This is a genomic window from Pantoea sp. OXWO6B1 (genome assembly GCF_001641135.1).
Taxonomy (GTDB): domain Bacteria; phylum Pseudomonadota; class Gammaproteobacteria; order Enterobacterales; family Enterobacteriaceae; genus Pantoea; species Pantoea allii.
Genome location: NZ_LWLR01000001.1, coordinates 1,899,538 through 1,919,759, shown reverse-complemented (window position 1 = coordinate 1,919,759; position 20,222 = coordinate 1,899,538). Strand labels below are relative to the sequence as shown.

The 20,222-nt window shown below is 53.0% G+C and carries 20 protein-coding genes; 8 read left to right on the top strand and 12 right to left on the bottom strand.

Annotated features, from left to right (window positions below):
• Positions 1-4: 4 nt before the first annotated feature.
• The 7 genes from pxpA to A6A26_RS11150 form a co-directional block, all read right to left on the bottom strand.
• The gene (gene pxpA, locus A6A26_RS11180) at positions 5-742 is read right to left on the bottom strand and encodes a 5-oxoprolinase subunit PxpA (protein ID WP_063878780.1); all 738 of its coding nucleotides are present in this window, start codon (positions 740-742) and stop codon (positions 5-7) included.
• On the bottom strand, positions 732-1,664 hold the full coding sequence (pxpC, locus tag A6A26_RS11175; protein WP_063878779.1) for a 5-oxoprolinase subunit PxpC: 933 nt from the start codon (positions 1,662-1,664) through the stop codon (positions 732-734). The genes pxpA and pxpC overlap by 11 nt, the downstream gene beginning before the upstream one ends.
• Positions 1,658-2,314 (bottom strand): 5-oxoprolinase subunit PxpB, encoded by a 657-nt coding sequence (pxpB, locus tag A6A26_RS11170; protein ID WP_063881132.1) that lies wholly within the window; start codon positions 2,312-2,314, stop codon positions 1,658-1,660. Before pxpB ends, pxpC begins: the two co-directional genes overlap by 7 nt.
• Positions 2,315-2,471: 157 nt before the next feature.
• Positions 2,472-3,215 carry a type 2 GTP cyclohydrolase I gene (locus A6A26_RS11165; protein ID WP_063878778.1) on the bottom strand — a complete coding sequence of 248 codons (744 nt, stop codon included), beginning with the start codon at positions 3,213-3,215 and terminating at the stop codon, positions 2,472-2,474.
• Between the two features lie 17 nt (positions 3,216-3,232).
• Entirely contained in the window at positions 3,233-4,660 is a 1,428-nt protein-coding gene (gene phrB, locus A6A26_RS11160; protein WP_063878777.1) for a deoxyribodipyrimidine photo-lyase, read from the bottom strand.
• Positions 4,661-4,672: 12 nt separating this feature from the next.
• The gene (locus A6A26_RS11155; protein ID WP_063878776.1) at positions 4,673-5,632 is read right to left on the bottom strand and encodes a YbgA family protein; all 960 of its coding nucleotides are present in this window, start codon (positions 5,630-5,632) and stop codon (positions 4,673-4,675) included.
• A gap of 175 nt (positions 5,633-5,807) precedes the next feature.
• A complete protein-coding gene (locus tag A6A26_RS11150) occupies positions 5,808-6,008 on the bottom strand; it encodes a DUF2517 family protein (RefSeq protein ID WP_063878775.1) in 201 nt (66 codons plus the stop codon).
• A 256-nt stretch (positions 6,009-6,264) separates the two neighbouring features.
• Between A6A26_RS11150 and kdpE the strand changes: the two genes are divergently transcribed.
• Positions 6,265-6,939, top strand: a complete 675-nt coding sequence (gene kdpE / locus A6A26_RS11145) for a two-component system response regulator KdpE (protein ID WP_063878774.1) — start codon at positions 6,265-6,267, stop codon at positions 6,937-6,939.
• A 40-nt stretch (positions 6,940-6,979) separates the two neighbouring features.
• On the opposite strand, the gene pgm is transcribed toward kdpE, so the two are convergent.
• Both pgm and seqA read right to left on the bottom strand, forming a co-directional pair.
• Positions 6,980-8,620 (bottom strand): phosphoglucomutase (alpha-D-glucose-1,6-bisphosphate-dependent), encoded by a 1,641-nt coding sequence (pgm, locus tag A6A26_RS11140; RefSeq protein WP_063878773.1) that lies wholly within the window; start codon positions 8,618-8,620, stop codon positions 6,980-6,982.
• Between the two features lie 25 nt (positions 8,621-8,645).
• On the bottom strand, positions 8,646-9,197 hold the full coding sequence (gene seqA, locus A6A26_RS11135; protein WP_063881131.1) for a replication initiation negative regulator SeqA: 552 nt from the start codon (positions 9,195-9,197) through the stop codon (positions 8,646-8,648).
• A gap of 252 nt (positions 9,198-9,449) precedes the next feature.
• Here seqA and ybfF point away from each other — a divergent pair, with 252 nt between their 5' ends.
• The 4 genes from ybfF to fur all read left to right on the top strand — a co-directional run bounded on the left by ybfF (position 9,450) and on the right by fur (position 12,096).
• Complete coding sequence (ybfF, locus tag A6A26_RS11130) at positions 9,450-10,214, top strand: esterase (RefSeq protein ID WP_063878772.1); 765 nt, start codon at positions 9,450-9,452, stop codon at positions 10,212-10,214.
• Between the two features lie 166 nt (positions 10,215-10,380).
• On the top strand, positions 10,381-10,656 hold the full coding sequence (ybfE, locus tag A6A26_RS11125; RefSeq protein WP_063878771.1) for a LexA regulated protein: 276 nt from the start codon (positions 10,381-10,383) through the stop codon (positions 10,654-10,656).
• Between the two features lie 131 nt (positions 10,657-10,787).
• Entirely contained in the window at positions 10,788-11,318 is a 531-nt protein-coding gene (gene fldA, locus A6A26_RS11120; RefSeq protein WP_063878770.1) for a flavodoxin FldA, read from the top strand.
• Between the two features lie 334 nt (positions 11,319-11,652).
• Positions 11,653-12,096: a ferric iron uptake transcriptional regulator gene (gene fur, locus A6A26_RS11115; protein ID WP_063878769.1), complete on the top strand. Its 444-nt coding sequence runs from the start codon at positions 11,653-11,655 to the stop codon at positions 12,094-12,096.
• Positions 12,097-12,156: 60 nt separating this feature from the next.
• Here fur and A6A26_RS11110 read toward each other — a convergent pair whose 3' ends face one another.
• From A6A26_RS11110 to nagE, 3 genes are all read right to left on the bottom strand, one after another.
• Positions 12,157-12,552: a hypothetical protein gene (locus tag A6A26_RS11110; RefSeq protein WP_063878768.1), complete on the bottom strand. Its 396-nt coding sequence runs from the start codon at positions 12,550-12,552 to the stop codon at positions 12,157-12,159.
• A gap of 232 nt (positions 12,553-12,784) precedes the next feature.
• Entirely contained in the window at positions 12,785-14,452 is a 1,668-nt protein-coding gene (gene glnS, locus A6A26_RS11105) for a glutamine--tRNA ligase (RefSeq protein WP_063878767.1), read from the bottom strand.
• Between the two features lie 151 nt (positions 14,453-14,603).
• The gene (nagE, locus tag A6A26_RS11100; RefSeq protein ID WP_063878766.1) at positions 14,604-16,640 is read right to left on the bottom strand and encodes an N-acetylglucosamine-specific PTS transporter subunit IIBC; all 2,037 of its coding nucleotides are present in this window, start codon (positions 16,638-16,640) and stop codon (positions 14,604-14,606) included.
• 323 nt (positions 16,641-16,963) lie between these two features.
• On the opposite strand from nagE, the gene nagB reads away from it, so the two are divergent.
• Genes nagB through A6A26_RS11085 form a run of 3 tightly spaced genes read left to right on the top strand, consistent with a single transcriptional unit; the run spans position 16,964 to position 20,201 of the window.
• On the top strand, positions 16,964-17,764 hold the full coding sequence (gene nagB, locus A6A26_RS11095; RefSeq protein ID WP_063878765.1) for a glucosamine-6-phosphate deaminase: 801 nt from the start codon (positions 16,964-16,966) through the stop codon (positions 17,762-17,764).
• 60 nt (positions 17,765-17,824) lie between these two features.
• Positions 17,825-18,973: an N-acetylglucosamine-6-phosphate deacetylase gene (nagA, locus tag A6A26_RS11090; protein WP_063878764.1), complete on the top strand. Its 1,149-nt coding sequence runs from the start codon at positions 17,825-17,827 to the stop codon at positions 18,971-18,973.
• A gap of 7 nt (positions 18,974-18,980) precedes the next feature.
• On the top strand, positions 18,981-20,201 hold the full coding sequence (locus tag A6A26_RS11085; RefSeq protein WP_063878763.1) for a DNA-binding transcriptional regulator NagC: 1,221 nt from the start codon (positions 18,981-18,983) through the stop codon (positions 20,199-20,201).
• Positions 20,202-20,222 lie beyond the last annotated feature (21 nt).

The window sequence follows — 20,222 nt, the reverse complement described above, 5'->3', positions numbered from 1 at the left end:
CGCTTTATTGACTGGTTACAGCAATATTGTTATTGGCGAAGCTGGCACGTAATCGTTGCGCAAACTGCAGTGCATGTTCCCCATCACCGTGCACACAGACGGTTTGAGCATTGACCGCAACCCACTCACCACTCAGGCTTTTTACCCGCCCCTGCTGCACCATCGCCAGGGTCTGGTCGATAGCCTGCGCTTCCTCTTCAATTAGCGCGCCAGGTTGACCCCGTGGCACCAGGGCACCGCTACTGAGATAACCGCGATCGGCAAACACTTCTTCGCGGGTTTTCAGGCCGTAGTGGGCCGCCGCCCGAATAGATTCGCTGTTCGCCAGCCCCACGACAATCAGTCCGGCATCGACGGCCTTAACGGCGCGGGCAATGGCGTCCGCAAGCACGGCATCGGCGGCAGCCTGGTTGTACAACATTCCATGGGGCTTTACATGGACCAGCGATTGCCCTTCGCTCTCCGCCAGGCTTTTCAGCGCGCCCACCTGGTAGATAATTTGGGCGTAAACGGTTTCGGGCGGCAGTTGCATGGCGCTGCGGCCAAAATTCTCACGGTCAGGAAAGCTGGGATGCGCGCCTATCGCCACACCAAATGCGCTGGCCCAGCGCACGGATTGCAGCATCGTCTGTGCATCGCCCGCGTGAAACCCACAGGCGATATTGGCGGAGCTCACCAGTTGCAACAGCGCACGATCGCTGTCGCCGCCCTCGCCCAGATCGGCGTTTAAGTCAATTTTCATTAGCCAGTCCCCATGCTATTTGATCCAGTGCGTGCTGCTGTTGCCGTTTTGCTGCCCGCGCCTCCTGTGGCGTACAGGGCACAAAATGGATCGGTTCCCCCAGACGGATCTGCGCCAGATGGTAGAGATCGCTCTCTATAATGCAGGCAATGCGCGGATAGCCGCCGGTCGTTTGTGCATCGGCCAGCAATACGATAGGTTGCCCGCTACCCGGCACCTGAATGACGCCCGGCACCAGGCCATGGGATAACAGCTCGCGTGAGGTTTCACGTTGCAAGGCAGGCCCCTGCAAACGGTAGCCCATGCGGTTACTTTGTGGATTGAGTGTCCATGCCGCTCGCCACAGCTTTTGCTGGGCCTCTTCACTGAATTCGTGATATTCCGGCCCCGGCAGCGCGCGAATACGGTTGCCCCACAGCAACTGCTTTACACCTTTTTTATGGGTGAAAGGCTGCCCCGGCTGGCCTAAAGGAAGACGATCGCCATCCTGCAAGGTGCGCCCCTGAAAACCGCCAAATCCGGCTTTCAAATCCGTGCTGCATGAACCCAGCACGTCCGGCACATCGAACCCGCCCTGTATTGCCAGATAACTGCGCATCCCGTGGACCGGTTTCTTTAGCACCAGCACCTGACCTTTTTTGACCGGCAGCCGCCAACCGGTCCAGACGGGCTTGCCATCCAGTTCGGCCTGACAGCCGGCCCCCGTTAAGGCGAACCAGCCATTACGTCTGAATTCTGCTTTGAACTGACCCAGGACAATTTCCAGCACGGCGCTGCCCGGCGGATTACCGACCAGTAAATTTGCCGTGATCATGGCGGGCTGATCCAGAACGCCACTCACGCCGATACCGTATTGCCGCCAGTCATTGCGGCCAAAATCCTGAATACTGGTTGCCAGCCCCGCCCGAAGAATTGTTAACATATGCCTTCCTTTTGCGGAACAAAACGGACTTTATCGCCCGGATGCAGCAACGTGGGTGGCTGCTGCTGTGGCGTGAAGAGCGCCAGCTGGGTTTGACCAATGAGCTGCCAGCCACCGGGCGAAGCTAACGGATAAACCCCCGTTTGACTCCCGCCAATCCCTACCGAACCGGCAGGGACAACAACGCGGGGTTCCGCACGGCGTGGCATGTGCAGACGAGGATCAAGCCCGGCCAGATAGGGAAATCCTGGCTGGAAACCAATAAAAAAAACGTCGTAATCGCGACTGCTGTGTAACTCCACCACCTGTGTTACTGACATGCCGGCGTTTTCCGCCACCAGCGTCAGGTCTGGCCCCACCTCACCGCCGTAGATAACCGGTATCTGCATTACACGGGACTCGATGACCTGTGCCTCACTTTCCTGCCACCAGTCGTTGAGCTGTTCGATCGCCTGCTGCGCATCAGCGGGCGCATCGTGCAGCAGCAAGGTGAGATTGTTCATACCGGGAATCACGTCCCGTATCGCATCATGTGACTGCACGCGGTGGCTCAGGTGCCATATTCGCTGCTGGCTTTCCAGTGAAACCGGCGGCGCCAGTTCCAGCACCACCGCACGTTCGCCCAGCATATAGCATCGTGTTTTTTGCAACACGCACCTCCCGGTAAACTGAATGATTGCGCTCAGGCATCATGCTGGCGTCCAAAAGCAGGCCCTGGTGTTGCGGCCTGAAGAAGGTAGTTATGCGAAAGTGACAGAGATGTGTCAACAGATTTGGGTTCTGTTGCGTTATACAGAACCCACAGGATCAGGCAGGATTAGGGATATCTATAAAGGTCACATCAAGGCCATGTTCTGTCGCCAGCCACTCACCCAGCGCCCGGATGCCGCACCGTTCGGTCGCATGATGACCGGCGGCGAAAAAGTGCAGGCCCTGCTCGCGTGCGCTGTGAATGGTTTGCTCAGACACTTCACCCGTAATAAAAGCATCCACACCAAAGGCAGCCGCACTGTCGATAAACCCTTGACCGCCACCACTGCACCAGGCCACACGGCGGATTTCAGCAGGCGCATTATCGCCGCAGTGCAACGGCTCACGCCCCAGCACCTCGGTAATGCGCTGGGCCAGTTGCTGACCTGTCACTGGCTGGGTAAATTCGCCCCAGGGCACCAGCGGCATGATCTCGCCCATCACCTTGATGTCCAGCAGTTTAGCCAGCTGCGCGTTATTACCCAGTTGAGGGTGCGCATCCAGCGGTAAGTGCCAGCCATAGAGATTAATATCGTTAGTCAACAGGGTACGCAGCCGTTGGCGCTTCATCCCTTTAATAACCGCAGGCTCGTTTTTCCAGAAATAACCGTGATGCACCAGCACCGCATCGGCATGACGGGCCACGGCTTCATCCAGTAACGCCTGGCAGGCGGTGACGCCGGTAATCACCGTTTTTACCTCGGCGCGCCCTTCTACCTGAAGGCCGTTTGGCGCGTAATCGCTGAAGCTGTGGGTGTCCAGCTGCTGGTTGACGATGTTTTCTAACTCATGATGATTCATTTCTGCTCCTTGCCGCCTCAGGCCGCGTTCTTCGCGCGCTCAAAGGCGTCGAGTGTCTTTTTACGTGCGTCTTTATGTTCCACGATTGGCGCTGGATAATCGAGTGTCTTGTTATTTTTCTGCGCCCACTGATGCGGCTGATGAATATCACTATCAGGGACCGCGCTCAGCTCAGGCAGATAGCGGCGGATAAACTCACCCACTTTATCAAAGCGCTCGCCTTGGGTGGTCGGGTTGAAAATGCGGAAATAGGGTGCAGCATCCGTTCCGGTTGAGGCCGCCCACTGCCAGCCGCCATTGTTGGCGGCCAAATCACCGTCTATCAGTTGCTGCATAAAGTAACGCTCGCCTTCCCGCCAGTCGATAAGCAGATCTTTAACCAGAAAACTGGCCGTAATCATACGCAGTCGGTTATGCATCCAGCCAAGCGTATGCATCTGGCGCATGGCCGCATCCACGATGGGATAACCGGTTTTACCCGCTTTCCAGGCCTCGAAATGCGCACTGTTGCGTTGCCACTCCACATTGCGCGTCCAGTGGACAAAGGGCTGATGTTTACACAAACGCGGGTGCGCCACGATGAGATGGCGATAGAATTCACGCCATATCAGTTCATTGATCCATACGGTAGCCGGGCTGTTATCCAGTGCCTTCGGCTGTTCATGGAGGATGCGATGCAGGCATTGCCGTGGCGAGAGCACGCCGACAGCGAGATAGCCCGACAGACGACTGGTACTGTCCAGCGCAGGCAGATCGCGCTGCGTTGAATAATCGAGAACCGCTTTTTTGGCGAACTCACGCAATCGCTTAATCGCCGCCTGTTCACCGGGCGGAAACAGCGACGCGTCAATATCGGCGTGGGGATAATCGAAAGGTGGGATACTTTCTTGTCCGCTAAGCGGCGCACCTGCGCGGGCTTTGGGGGCGGGTACGCACTCAGGTAGCCCCTGCTGTAACCGACGGAGAAAGGCGCGGCTGAACGGCGTAAACACTTTGTACATCTCGCCATCACCGGTTTGAATACTCCCCGGCGACAGCAGTACGCTGTCATCAAAGCCCTGACAAACCACGTCCATTTCATGCAGCCGTTTTTCAGCCCTGGCGTCCCGCTCACGTTCGTTAACTTCGTACTGATAGTTATAAAACAGCCGATCAACCTGCTGCTTTTGGCAGAATTCGACCAGGAACCCGATGCTGGCCGCAAAATCATCACACTGATGAAAATGCAGCGGAATGCCCCGCTCCGCCAGGGAAGACTGAAGTATGCACAGATTCTGGTGAATGAAAGCGGCCTGTCGGGGCGCCATCTCATGTTGTTGCCACTGTCCCGGCGTTGCGATAAACAGCGCAATCACGTTGGCATCCGGTTGATTGCAGGCCGCGTGCAGTGCCAGATTATCGTTAATGCGCAGATCGTTTCGCAGCCAGACTAAATGGGTGGTCATAATGCTCCTGAATCATTGTCCATATCGCAGGCGCAGGGCTTCGGGATAAGGATCGAAGTAACGCTGCTGCGTCAGCCACGGATGTGGGTATTCCGCCATGTAGTGTTTGAGGATGGTGATGGGCGCTAACAGGGGTTGCGTTCCCTGGCGGTAGCAGTCAATCAGCGACGTCAGCTCTTTACGCTGAGGCGAGCTTAACTGACTACGAAAATATCCCTGAACGTGCATCAAAACATTGGTGTGGTTGGTGCGAGAGGCGGGCTGAGACATCAAATCCATCAGCCGGTTGCGGTACTCAGAGGCAAAAGCCTCCAGTGATTCCCACTGGTTCATTGAGGCGACAAAGGGTCCCAGCTCACGGTATTTTTTTTGCGAATGGGCCAGCAGCAGCAGCTTGTAGCGGCTGTGAAAGGCAATCAGGCTGTGGCGCGTCAGGCCCGCTTTCCACATCTGATAAAACTCATGGAGCGCGCAGATGCGACCAATAAAATTTTCGCGTAGCGCCGGATCGTTCAGGCGTCCATCTTCTTCAAGCGGCAACCAGGGCATTTCACGTTGCAGAAATTCGGTAAAAATGCCGGTCCCCGCTTTGCGATTATTGTTCGTGGCCGGTTCATAAATGCGTACGCGTTCCATCCCGCAGCTGGGTGATTTTGCACACAGAATGTAGCCGCAAAGATGATGGAGAGATTTAACCCGGTTTTCGGACCAGTTGCGCATTTTATCGGTGATATCTTCCCCGCCTTCTTTGCTAAAACACAGGTGAAGATCGTCATCATCGCCGGTTTTAACGAGGCGAAGCGCTGGACGCGGCGTAGGAAGGCCGATCGCCATTTCAGGGCAGACAGGTTCAAAACGCACGAATGGGGTAAGTTGCTCAGTGGCGAAAGCCAGGCGTTTGTGGCCGCCATCAAATCTGACGCTCTCACCCAGCAAGCAAGCGCTGATTCCAACCGGAATTTTTTCGCTCATACTTGTACAACCTCCGAAAACTTGTAGAGGTTTAAGTGTAGCTCAAAAAATAACGGAAATCAGCCTTCACCATGAAGCAGAGTGCGATAACGCCTAAAAAAAAGCCCGTTCCCTTCGAGTCGAGCAAGAGAACAGGCCTCTCGGTGAGCAGATGGATGCGGTTAGCGCAGCCTGCTTACCAAAAAATACCGGCTGCGGCCTCAGACTGCGCCAGCCAGACCGGTTTTGCACTGGTTTTACACCACATACGATGCAGATAGCTGTAAAAACGTGCGCGATCCTGGCGAAACAGCATGACCGGCAGTGCCAGCAGGCCCAACAGGATAACCAGCGTACGGCGCAAAATGATTTTATGGCGTGAATAGGTCCGGTACATGGATTCCTCCTGGCGCGAAATCGGGGTTAAATGTGATCTGCGTCTAATATTACGCCTGATTGTGTAATTTTACTACTCATCTGACCACTATATTTGAGCTTTTTTTGTTCTTCCTTCGGCAATTTGAAAATTAGTTACATTTTGGTTAAATAACGGTTGTAGCGATGATCTTTGAGGCAGGTTTATGGCAACACGGACGAACGACTGAAAAGTTGGTACAGTGTGTTTTCCCTTTTCAGGCAATGGCAGGCTTGGTGTGACCACGGTTTTAATCATTGAAGATGAGAAAGAAATTCGCCGCTTCGTGCGCATCGCGCTGGAAAGTGAAGGCCTGAAGGTTTTCGATGCCGAGACGCTGCAGCGCGGGCTGATCGAGGCAGCGACGCGAAAACCCGATCTGGTCATTCTCGATCTCGGGCTGCCTGACGGCGACGGCAAAACCTTTATTGGCGAACTACGCCAGTGGAGCGCGCTGCCCGTGATTGTTCTGTCGGCCCGAATCGACGAGCAGGATAAGATCGATGCGCTGGACGCAGGCGCTGATGATTACCTGACCAAACCCTTTGGCATTGGTGAACTGCTGGCACGAGTGCGCGTTGCTTTGCGTCGCCATGCCGGGCAACATGCCGATCCAAAAGTCAGCTTCGCCGATGTCACCGTGGATATTGCGGCGCGCAGAGTGCTGCGCGGCGGAGAGGAAGTTCATCTCACCCCTATAGAGTTTCGCTTGCTGACGACCCTGCTGAACAACGCGGGTAAAGTGTTGACCCAGCGTCAGCTGTTAAGCCAGGTCTGGGGGCCGAACGCCGTCGAGCACAGCCACTACCTGCGCATCTATATGGGACACCTGCGACAGAAACTGGAGGCGAATCCTACTCAGCCAGTACATCTGTTAACGGAAACCGGCATCGGCTACCGCTTTATGCCATAAAAAAAAGCGCCAGCGGCGCTTTTTTCATTTAACTGACTTATCAGGCGTTTTTCAGCACTTCGCTGACAATCTCTACCGCTTCTTTTTCGATCTGTGCACGGTGCTCTGCGCCCAGGAAACTTTCACAATAGATTTTGTACGCATCTTCGGTGCCCGATGGACGGGCAGCAAACCAGCCGTTTTCCGTCATGACTTTCAATCCGCCGATAGACGCGCCATTACCTGGCGCAGCCGTCAGGCGCGCGGTAATCGGATCGCCCGCTAACGTATCCGCACTGACCATTTCAGGTGACAGCTTAGACAGCGCCGCTTTCTGCGCCGAGCTGGCGGATGCCTGCAGACGGTTATAGCTTGGTGCACCAAAGCGTGCGGCCAGTTCATCATAGTGCTGCTGCGGGTTCTTGCCGGTAACGGCCGTAATTTCCGCAGCCAGCAGGCACATGATGATGCCGTCTTTGTCAGTTGACCATGGCGTACCGTCAAAGCGCAGGAAGGATGCGCCCGCGCTCTCTTCGCCACCAAAGCCAAAACTGCCGTCAAACAGGCCATCCACAAACCACTTAAAGCCAACCGGCACTTCCACCAGCTTGCGGCCTATGTCGTTAACCACGCGGTCAATCATGGCACTGGATACCAGGGTTTTACCCACGGCAACGTCTTTGCCCCACTGTGGACGATGCTGGAACAGATAGTTGATCGCCACCGCCAGATAATGGTTCGGATTCATCAGCCCGGCAGGCGTGACGATACCGTGGCGGTCGTAATCCGGATCGTTACCAAAGGCAAGGTCGAACTTGTCTTTGTACGCCAGCAGGCCCGCCATGGCACATTCGGACGAGCAGTCCATGCGCACCACGCCATCTTTGTCCAGATGCATGAAGCGGAAAGTCTGGTCAACTGCGTCATTCACCAACGTCAGGTCAAGTTTGTAGTGCTCCGCAATACGCTGCCAGTAGGCAATACCGGAACCACCAAGCGGATCGACGCCAATTTTCAGGCCGGCTTTTTGAATCGCCGGAAAATCGATGATCTGTGAAAGCCCTTCAACGTAAGGCTGGATCAAATCTTTCTCGACCACGCGACCGCTGGCCCAGGCCTGGTCCAGTGGCAGACGTTTGACGTCTTTTAAGCCGTCTTTCAACAGCTGATTGGCGCGGTCTTCGACCACTTTGGTGACGTTGGTATCGGCAGGTCCACCGTTCGGCGGATTGTATTTAATCCCACCATCTTCGGGGGGATTGTGCGACGGCGTAATCACAATACCATCCGCGAGCTGACCACCCGATTTGTTGTGCTCAAGGATGGCGTTTGAAATCGCCGGCGTTGGCGTGTAGCCATTGTCCTGCTGAACAATCACGTCCACACCGTTTGCGGCCAGCACTTCCAGCACGGACAGCAGCGCAGGTTCAGAAAGCGCATGCGTGTCTTTGCCTACGTAGCACGGACCGGTGATCCCGTTCTTGCTACGCTCTTCCGCAATCGCCTGGGCAATCGCCAGAATGTGCTTTTCGTTAAAGCTGTGGCGTCCTGCGCTACCGCGATGGCCTGATGTGCCAAATTTCACCGCATGTTCTGGGTTCGCCACATCGGGCTGCAGGACATAATATTGTGAAGTTAATTGTGCAACGTTAATCAAATCGCTCTGCTGGGCAGGCTGCCCGGCACGGGGGTGATTGGCCATTGGCGCTTCTCCCTGACGCTTCAGTTTAAATGGTGCCGCAAACTTTCTCTGTCAGTTCCGAAGGGAACTGCATCGACAGCATGATGTGTTCGACCATGCTGCGTTTACGACCGGTATTGGTATTGGTGATGACCCAGTACGGCGTGCCGGGTACGTGCTTCGGCTTAGTATGGGTACCGCCTTGTAGCAGCGTGTGTTCATCGCCCGCGAAATAGATGCGCGTGCGGCCCTGCAGCGACGTTGTCGCCTCGGCAAACGCCGCCGTATCCAGACGATAGAGCGTTGACAAGATTAGCATAAAGCGATTAACCGCCCGCTTCTGCTCAGCATATTCATCAGAAAGCAGTAATTCACGCACCGCACGTACACGATCCTGGGGACGCGATTCATTACCCGCCGACTGTGCCGCTTTTGATGGTGCCGATGCGGCAACGGGCTGCGCGTCAGTCACAGTCGCTGACTGACCGGCCGTGAACTTCAGCATACGGCGCAGAATATCGGATGCACTTTCGCCAATATGTTGCGTGTGGCTGGCAATATAACGGTAGAGCTCTTCGTCAACTTCGATCGTTTTCATCTTATTCCGTACGGTTTTTTTGCTCACGACAGAACCAGCGATTTTCTGAAAATCCCGACGTGCTCGCAGGCATTTCAGAAAGGGGGCAGGTTCTAACATGAAGATTATAAAGTTAAATTCAGACAGGCTGATAGCATTCAAACGGTTTATGGGCAAAAGTCAGAATATGTCCTAATGCCGCTGGAAGCAGCGCGCCTGAAAAGGTGAAACCATGATAACCTAAGCTCAGGTCTCACACTTAAGAACTTTGCTATGATTTTGAATGCCCGTCTGCAAACTGAACAATCTCCTGCTGATTCCACGCCTGTCCTGCTTATTCACGGTCTGTTTGGCAGTCTCGATAACCTTGGCATACTGGCCCGTGGGCTTAAAGACGATCGCCCCTTAATTCAGGTTGATGTGCGTAATCATGGGTTATCGCCGCGCGCTGACGAGATGAACTACACTGTCATGGCGCAGGATATGCTGGACACACTGGATGCGCAGGGGATCGCTCAGGTTTCAGTCATCGGTCACTCCATGGGCGGTAAAATTGCCATGACGATGAGCGCACTGGCACCGGAGCGCATAGAACAGATGGTGATGATCGATATTGCCCCGGTTGATTACCAGACACGTCGGCACGATGAGATCTTTGCCGCTATCCGTGCGGTCACGGCGGCGGGCGTCACCCTGCGCAGTGAAGCCGCAGAGGTCATGCGTACGTATATCCATGAAGACGGCGTGATTCAGTTCATCCTGAAATCCTTCAGCAACGGCGAATGGCGTTTTAATGTGCCAGTATTGTGGGACAACTATGCGTTGATCGCCGGCTGGCAAGACGTGCCGGCCTGGCCCCATCCTGCGCTGTTTATTCGCGGTGGCGATTCGCCCTATCTGGATAACCAGTACCGTGATGCGATACTCCGGCAGTTTCCCTCCGCCCATGCGCATGTTATCGGCGGTGCCGGGCACTGGGTGCACGCTGAAAAACCGGATGCGGTTTTACGCAGTATTCGACGCTTTTTTGCACTTTAAAACGGCTTAACTGGCTGTAAAAGTTTAAGATTGGCGTCCGTGGTTAGCCTGGAGTATGATGGCGCGCTAAATTTTTGCCGTGGGGCAACTTACCCGCGGGAAGAGTCAATAATTTAATCTGCGCAGCGGAAACGCCTCGTTCGCGCCCATTCAGTTGTATTAAGTCATGGCAAAAGAACACACTGACCGCACCACGCTCGATCTGTTCGCTAACGAGCGTCGCCCTGGTCGCCCCAAAACCAGTCCGCTCACGCGCGATGAACAACTGCGTATCAACAAACGCAATCAACTGAAACGTGACAAAGGGCGCGGGCTTCGCCGTGTCGAACTCAAAATGAACAGCGACGCGGTGGAAGCGCTGAACATGCTGGCTGAACAGCGTAATCTCAGCCGCAGCGAATTAATTGAACAAATGCTGTTGGCACAGCTCAAACTGGACTAACGCGCGTAAACCGCACACAGAAACAAATGTCGCGGCTTTACACGTTCCGCCTGTTTGCCCGGTCTGCTATTATTTGCTGAATAGGCTTCGGCATTCATTCTATCATCAGGATTTAAGAGGTTATTTTACCCATGGCAATCGTAGGCATCTTCTTTGGCAGCGATACCGGTAACACCGAAAACATTGCAAAAATGATCCAGAAACAACTGGGTAAAGACGTTGCAGAAGTTCACGACATCGCGAAAAGCACTAAAGAAGACTTAGAAGCCTTTGACATCCTGCTGCTGGGCATTCCCACCTGGTACTATGGCGAAGCACAGTGCGACTGGGATGACTTCTTCCCTACTCTGGAAGAGATCGACTTCAACGGTAAGCTGGTTGCACTGTTTGGCTGTGGCGATCAGGAAGACTACGCAGAATACTTCTGTGACGCCATGGGCACCATTCGTGACATCATCGAACCTAACGGTGCCATCATCGTGGGTCACTGGCCGACCGAGGGCTACCATTTCGAAGCCTCAAAAGGTCTGGCAGACGATAACCATTTCCTTGGCCTGGCCATTGACGAAGATCGTCAGCCAGAGCTGACAAACGAACGCGTTGAGAAATGGGTGAAGCAGATTTTTGATGAGCTGCAGCTGAAAGAAATTATTGAAGCCTGATCGCGCTGAGCTCAGTGTGGACGCAGGTTCACACTGGGCGAATGTCTTTTCCTATAAAAATAATAGCTACATTTTTGTAACTTTCCCCATTTAATCTGTAGAATACCCGCATCGATCATCTGCTTATTTCCCTGGAACTGAGATGACAAAACGCGAAATGCCAGCATCCGCTCTCCATGCCATGTGCAGCGAACATCGCCGCTGGCGCACCGCAGGAGCATCGGTTTTCATTTCAGCGCATCAGTTCTATAATGAGACGCAAATGAGAATGGCGGTCGATCGACATACAGGCTACGTGCCACAAGAGTGACTAAAGTAACAGGACAATATCCGCATGACTGACAACAATACCGCATTAAAGAAGGCTGGCCTGAAAGTCACATTGCCCAGACTTAAAATTCTGGAAGTGCTTCAGGAACCTGCATGCCATCACGTCAGCGCGGAAGATCTGTATAAACGCCTGCTCGACATGGGCGAAGAGATCGGACTGGCCACGGTTTACCGTGTCCTTAACCAGTTCGATGATGCAGGCATCGTAACCCGCCATAACTTTGAAGGCGGTAAATCGGTGTTTGAGCTGACACAGCAGCACCATCACGATCACTTGATCTGCCTGGATTGCGGTAAAGTGATTGAGTTTAGTGATGAATCTATTGAGACGCGTCAGCGTGAGATCGCGACGCGTCACGGTATTAAGCTCACCAACCACAGCCTGTACCTGTACGGTCACTGTGCACTGGGCGACTGCCGTGAAGACGAAACACTGCACGACAAATAACCTCTTTCCGTTTTGAAGTAAAAAAGCCGATGCTTGCATCGGCTTTTTTATGCCTGTCAGTCAGGCCACCAGCGTTTCCTGCAGATAGCGCCAGCGAGGAACAGAGGTGGTGCAATCCAGAATCGCCAGCGAAATACGGCTTTTGTTTTCTCCGTTCATCATTTGCAATTCACGGTACTGAATCGTCACTTCGTTGGCATGCTCTGAAAGAATCACGTGTTCGCTGGTCGCAATGCGCATCCCCTCCCTTGCCCCCTGCAATCGACGAAACAGATCTTCAACTTCATTCAGATTAAGCTGCTTTCCCTGCGGCGTGACCATGCGAAAGTCAGGATGAAAGTGAGAGAGCAGCAGGTGAAAGCTGTCGCCACTGTCATAACGATGATTAAAAATATGTTCAATGAGCTGATGCAACACGATAACGCTGTGTTTAGCTTCCTGTGCGAAAACCGTCATTTTTTCCTTTTAAACCCGCAAACTGAGACTTCAGAGGGTTAGCGTACCTGAAAAAAAAGAATTAACATCTGGAAATTTATTAAAAAAATTAAACTGAGAGCGGTTCCACAAAAATAAAATTAATGACTGTTGATGTGCTCAGAAGAAATGTCGGCGTTAAAAAAAATATCCATAACAAAAAAGGGCGATAAGTCGCCCTTTTGATTATCCAGTGATGAAAATGACGCGTCGGTTATTCGCCGATTTTCGTCCAGGTATCGCGTAAACCGACGGTACGGTTAAACACTAACTGCGCCGGCGTGGAATACAGGCTGTCGGCACAGAAATAGCCTTCACGCTCGAACTGGTAAGGTGCACTGGCTGCCGCGTCACGCAGGCCGGGCTCAACAAAACCTTGTTTGATTTCCAGCGAATCCGGATTGATTGTGGTCAGAAAATCGTCTGCCGCACCGGGATTGGGCACGCTAAACAGGCGATCGTAGAGACGAAACTCTGCAGGCAGCGCATGTTCAGCAGAAACCCAATGGATAACGCCTTTAACTTTACGGCCGTCAGCCGGATCTTTACTCAGCGTATCCACATCACAGGTGCAATAGATGCAGGTAATATTGCCCTCTTCATCTTTTGCAACGCGCTCAGCACGGATCACGTAGGCATTACGCAGGCGAACCTCTTTACCCAGAACCAGGCGTTTATATTGCTTGTTCGCCTCTTCACGGAAATCGGCCCGATCGATCCAAATCTCACGGCTGAATGGCACTTCACGTGTACCCATTTCAGGTTTGTTCGGATGCTTAGGCATGCTGAGCACTTCGTTATGACCCGCAGGCAGGTTTTCCAGCACCAGCTTTACCGGCTCCAACACCGCCATCGCACGAGGTGCATTTTCATTGAGATCGTCGCGGATACAGGATTCCAGCGAGGCCATTTCAACAATGTTGTCCTGCTTGGTGATGCCAATACGGCGACAAAACTCACGAATCGAAGCCGCGGTATAACCACGGCGACGCAGGCCGGACACCGTTAACATACGCGGATCGTCCCAGCCTTCGACATGCTTTTCACTGACCAGTTGCGTGAGTTTGCGTTTTGACATCACGGCATATTCCAGATTCAGACGCGAAAATTCGTACTGACGCGGATGAACCGGAATCGTGATGTTATCGAGCACCCAGTCATACAGACGGCGGTTATCCTGGAATTCCAGCGTACATAGTGAATGCGTAATGCCTTCCAGCGCATCGGAAATACAGTGGGTAAAATCGTACATCGGGTAGATGCACCACTTGTTGCCGGTTTGATGATGTTCGGCAAACTTGATGCGGTACAGCACCGGATCGCGCATGACGATAAAACTTGAAGCCATGTCGATTTTTGCGCGCAGACAGGCTTTGCCTTCTGCAAATTCACCGTTGCGCATCTTTTCAAACAGGGCGAGGTTTTCTTCCACGCTGCGATCGCGGTAAGGGCTGTTTTTGCCCGGTGCGGTTAAGGTGCCACGGTATTCACGGATTTCTTCCGGGGTCAGTTCATCTACGTAGGCCAGGCCTTTGCCAATCAGTTCCACCGCATAGTGGTAAAGCTGATCAAAATAGTCAGATGAATAACGAACGTCGCCGCTCCATGTAAAACCCAACCACTGCACGTCGCGCTTGATGGATTCAACAAATTCCATATCCTCTTTAACCGGATTGGTATCGTCAAAACGCAGATTGCACTCACCTTGATAATCTTGAGCAATTCCAAAATTCAGGCAGATTGATTTAGCATGACCGATGTGCAGATAACCATTTGGCTCTGGCGGGAAACGGGTGTGCACAGTGCTGTGCTTACCGCTTGCCAGATCCTCGTCAATAATCTGACGAATAAAGTTAGTTGGGCGGGCTTCAGCCTCACTCATCTCAAAATCCTCAACGCGTAGAATGGGTGGTTTATACCACGTAATATCCGGGTATGATCCACAAAGCGTTGCAGAGAAACAACCGTTTGTTGGGCGTTTAAAATAAAAAAGGCAGGAATCGCTTCCTGCCTTTTGTTGTGGATACAGCGAATTAGCCTTTTATTTCATACAGCGGCGTTTCGCCTGCTACGACCTGGCCCTGAGTCAACAGCGTCAAACCCGAGAAGTCTTCGATATTACTGACCACCACCGGACTGATCATCGAGCGGGCATTCGCATTAAGGTAGTCAAGATCCATCTCCAGTACCGGCTGGCCTGCCGTCACCTGAGCGCCCTCTTCCACTAACCGGGTAAAGCCCTGACCGCCGAGCGCAACGGTATCCAGCCCCATGTGCACCACGATTTCTACGCCGTTTTCGCTTTCCAGACAGAAGGCGTGATTGGTGTTGAAGATTTTCACCACCGTACCCGCAATCGGGGCAACGACGCGCTTATCGCTCGGTTTGATCGCTACACCGTCGCCGACCGCTTTGCTGGCGAAGGCGTCATCCGGTACCGCATCCAACAACACGACTTCACCGCTCACGGGTGCCACTAAAGTCGCGATAACGCGTTTTTCGCTGTTCAGTACGGCCTGCGGTTTCACGTCGCTGGTCGCTGCTGGCGCGCTGGCGCTACTGGCTGCTGCTGCCGCGACCGGACCTTTCACCAGCACTTTTTTCATCGCCATAGCAATGCTTTCCGCCTGCGTACCCACGATAATCTGGACACTCTGTTTGTTCAGACGGATTACACCTGACGCGCCGAGGCGTTTTGCCACGCCTTCATTGACCTGGCTGGCATCCTTCACATTCAGGCGCAAACGAGTAATACAGGCATCAATAGCGGTTAAGTTTTCTGAACCGCCCACCGCACCGATATAACGACGCGCCAGCGATTCGGTCGCACTTTCGCCATTATCGGTGGTGTCGACATTCACGTCATAACCATCGGTTTCATCCCCGGCAACCGCCAGCTCACGGCCAGGCGTCATCAGATTGAATTTTTTGATGGTGAAACGGAACACAACGTAATAGATGACGAAGAACACCAGACCTTGCGGAATCAGCATGTACCAGTGGGTTGCAAGTGGGTTCCGGGTAGACAGCACCAAATCCACCAGCCCCGCGCTGAAGCCAAAGCCTGCAATCCAGTGCATGCTGGCCGCAATAAACACGGAAATGCCTGTCAGCACGGCATGAATCACATACAGCACGGGTGCAACGAACATAAAGGAGAATTCCAGCGGCTCGGTAATACCGGTGAAAAACGAGGCGAAGGCCGCAGCCAGCATGATACTCCCGACTTTCACCCGATTTTCAGGACGCGCGCAGTGGTAAATCGCCAGTGCGGCACCAGGCAAACCGAACATCATGATTGGGAAGAAACCTGCCTGATAACGACCGGTGATCCCAGGTATTGCCGTACCATTCGCCAGCGACTGAGCGCCGCCGAGGAACTTAGGAATATCGTTAATCCCTGCCACGTCAAACCAGAAAACGGAGTTCAGCGCATGGTGTAAGCCGACCGGAATTAACAGGCGGTTAAAGAAGGCGTAAACCCCCGCGCCCACCGATCCCAGCTTCTGAATGTGCTCACCAAAATTGACCAGACCATTAAAAATTAATGGCCAGATATACATCAGGATGAACGCCACCAGGATCATCAGGAAAGACACAAGGATGGGCACCAGGCGACGACCACTGAAGAACGAGAACGCTTTCGGCAGTTCAACATGGCTAAAGCGGTTATACACTTCTGCCGACAGTACCCCGACCAGAATACCGACAAACTGGTTACTGATTTTACCGAAGGCAGGCGGTACCTCAGCCACCGGTATTTTCTGGATCATCGCCACAGCAGCAGGTGAACACAGCGTGGTGACCACCAGGAAGCCGACAAAGCCAGTGAGCGCGGCCGCGCCGTCTTTGTCTTTTGACATGCCATACGCCACGCCAATCGCGAACAGAACCGACATGTTTTCGATAATCGCACCACCGGACTTGATCAGCAGTGCGGCAAAGGCATTACCCGCCCCCCAACTGTCCGGATCTATCCAGTAGCCGATCCCCATTAATATTGCTGCAGCAGGCAAAGTGGCGACCGGCACCATTAGCGCCCGCCCCACTCGTTGTAAGTAACTTAACATTGACCCATCCCCCTTTAAACTGACTTTATAGCTTTGCTGCCGCTTAATGTTGTTATGTCAGCAGCAAGCCTCTGACGGCATTACACTCAATGCTGTAGAGTGTAATAATAATTTAATTCGCTTCACAAATTAATAGCTACTATCTGTGACAATTATCACCAAAAATCGATTTTTAAGGACGTTCTTACTGGCTTTAAGGACCGACTTATTTTATGATGCGAAATATCAAGACGCGCTGATTCCTCTGCCTTTGAGCCTGTATTTTAGGCTTCACCCACATGTTTACTGCGCGTCAGATCATTAACTCACATTCGAGGTGCAACATGAGACTGATTCCTTTATCCACACCCACGCAGGTCGGCAAATGGGCAGCGCGCCATATTGTGAATCGTATTAATGCGTTTAATCCGAGCGCTGACAAGCCTTTTATCCTGGGATTGCCAACCGGCGGAACCCCACTTGAAGCCTATAAACACCTGATTGACATGCACAAATCGGGCCAGGTTAGCTTTAGACACGTCGTGACCTTCAATATGGATGAGTACGTTGGCTTGCCTAAAGAGCACCCGGAAAGCTACCACAGTTTTATGTACCGTAATTTCTTTGACCACGTTGATATACAACCAGAAAATATCAACCTGCTGAATGGTAATGCGCCAGATATTGACGCAGAATGTCGCCGTTACGAAGATAAAATTCGGACACTGGGTAAAATTCACCTGTTTATGGGTGGCGTTGGCAATGATGGACATATTGCGTTCAATGAACCGGCCTCCTCTCTGTCTTCCCGGACCCGAATCAAAACCCTGACTCACGATACGCGCGTAGCAAATTCGCGCTTTTTCAACGGTGATGTGGATCAGGTGCCAAAGTACGCGCTTACCGTAGGCGTTGGCACGCTGCTGGATGCCGAAGAAGTGATGATCCTGGTCACGGGTCATGTTAAAGCCCAGGCGCTGCAGGCAGCCGTGGAAGGTAATGTCAACCACATGTGGACGATCAGCTGTCTCCAGCTTCATGCTAAATCCGTGGTGGTCTGTGATGAACCCGCCACCATGGAGTTGAAAGTCAAAACGGTGAAATACTTCCGTGAAATGGAAGCGGAAAACATGCAGGGCGTTTAATACAGTCATTACGTCACCTGCGGTTAGACGCATTAACGGCAGGCAAGCCGGGAGAATAAGATGTACGCATTAGTGAACGGCCGTATCTATAGCGGCGATGACATTTTTGATAATCATGCCGTGGTCATCGCTGACGGCAAAATCGAGCGCGTTTGCCCGCTGGCAGCGTTGCCGCCAGGCATTGAACAGCAGGATGTCGGAGGCGCAATTATCGCGCCCGGCTTTATTGATCTGCAGCTCAACGGCTGCGGAGGTGTGCAGTTTAATGACGACATCGATGCCATTAGCGTGGAAACGCTGGAAACCATGCACCGGGCCAACGTTAAGTCCGGTTGCACCAGTTTTCTGCCGACGCTGATTACCAGCAGTGATGAACTGATGGTGCGCGCCGTGGAAACCATGCGCGCCTTTTTGCAGAAATATCCCCACCATCTGCTGGGATTACATCTGGAAGGTCCCTGGCTGAATGTGGTTAAAAAGGGAACGCACAATCCTGCGCTCATCCGTAAGCCAGATCCGCGAATGGTGGATTTCCTGTGTGACAATGCTGATGTGATTAGTAAGGTTACGCTGGCACCGGAAGTTGTCGGAAGCGCCGTGATTCGTCAACTCAGCGAAGCCGGCATTGTGGTTTCAGCGGGCCATTCCAATGCTACCTTTGAAGAAGCCAAGGCGGGTTTTGCTGCCGGTATTCGCTTTGCCACGCACCTTTATAATGCTATGCCGACCTTTGCAGGACGTGAACCCGGCCTTATCGGTGCGCTGTTTGATGCGCCTGATGTATACTGCGGCATTATTGCAGACGGTTTACATGTCCATTACGCTAACGTTCGTAATGCCAAGCGCATCAAGGGTGACAAGCTGGTTCTGGTGACCGATGCCACTGCCCCCGCAGGTGCCGCAATCGATAAATTTATTTTTGCTGGTAAAACAATATATTATCGTGATGGATTATGCGTTGATGAGCATGGCACGCTAAGCGGTTCAGCATTGACCATGATCGAAGCCGTGCAAAACAGCGTTGAGCATGCCGGCATTCCACTGGATGAAGCGCTGCGTATGGCCTCACTTTATCCGGCACGGGCAATGGGCGTAGAAAAGCAGTCAGGCTCCCTTCAGGCAGGAAAAATCGCCAACCTGACCGTCTTTACACGCGACTTTAAAATTATAAAGACGTTAGTCAATGGAGATAACGTCCTGAGCGAGTAAGCACTGAATGACCACTGGCGGCCAGACACAAATTGGAAATGTCGATCTTGTCAAGCAACTGAACAGCGCAGCCGTCTATCGGTTAATCGATCAACAGGGACCGATTTCACGCATTCAGATTGCGGATCTCAGCCAACTCGCTCCCGCCAGCGTGACGAAAATCACTCGCCAGCTTATTGAGCGCGGCCTGATCAAAGAGGTGGAGCAACAGGCATCCACCGGCGGTCGCCGCGCCATTTCCATCGTCACTGAAACACGTCACTTCCATACCATTGGTGTGCGCCTTGGCCGCAACGATGCGACCTTAACGCTGTTCGATCTGAGCGGTAAATCACTGGCTCAGCAGGATTACCCCCTGCCGCAAACCACGCAGGAAACGCTGGAGCTGGCACTGTTCGAGGCCATCGCGCATTTTATTCAGCAGAGCGAAGCCAAAATTCGTGAGCTGATCGCCATTTCAGTGATCCTGCCAGGCCTGGTCGATCCCCTTAATGGCGTTATTCGCTATATGCCGCACATTAATGTGGATCAGTGGCCCCTGGTGGCAAACCTGAAAAACCGCTTTAACGTTACCAGCTTTGTTGGGCATGATATCCGCAGCCTGGCGTTGGCTGAGCACTATTTTGGGGCAACGCGTGACTGCGCCGACTCGATATTAGTGCGGCTGCATCGGGGAACCGGTGCGGGGATTATTGCCAATGGACAGATTTTTCTGGGCAGTAATGGCAACGTCGGTGAAATCGGTCATATTCAGGTCGATCCGCTGGGCGAGCGCTGTCATTGCGGTAACTTTGGCTGTCTCGAAACCCTCGCGGCTAACGGCGCCATCGAACACCGCGTCAGAGAGTTGCTGAATAAAGGTTATCCCAGTGTACTGACGCAGGACGCCTGCCAGATGCCACAAATCTGTCAGGCGGCTAATCAGGGCGATGCGCTGGCAAGTGAGGTCATTGAGCACGTCGGCCGCTATCTGGGTAAAGCCATTGCCATTGCCATTAACCTGTTTAATCCGCAAAAAATTGTGTTGGCCGGCGAAATCACTGAAGCTGAACGCGTGTTGCTGCCGGCCATTGAAAGTTGCATTAATACGCAGGCACTGGCAGCCTTTCGTAAAAATCTGCCTGTAGTGCGCTCTCAACTTGATCATCGCTCCGCCATCGGGGCATTTGCCCTGGCAAAACGGGCGATGTTAAACGGCATTCTGCTGCAACATCTTTTGGAAGACTAAGCGCAGCCTGACGCATGGCTG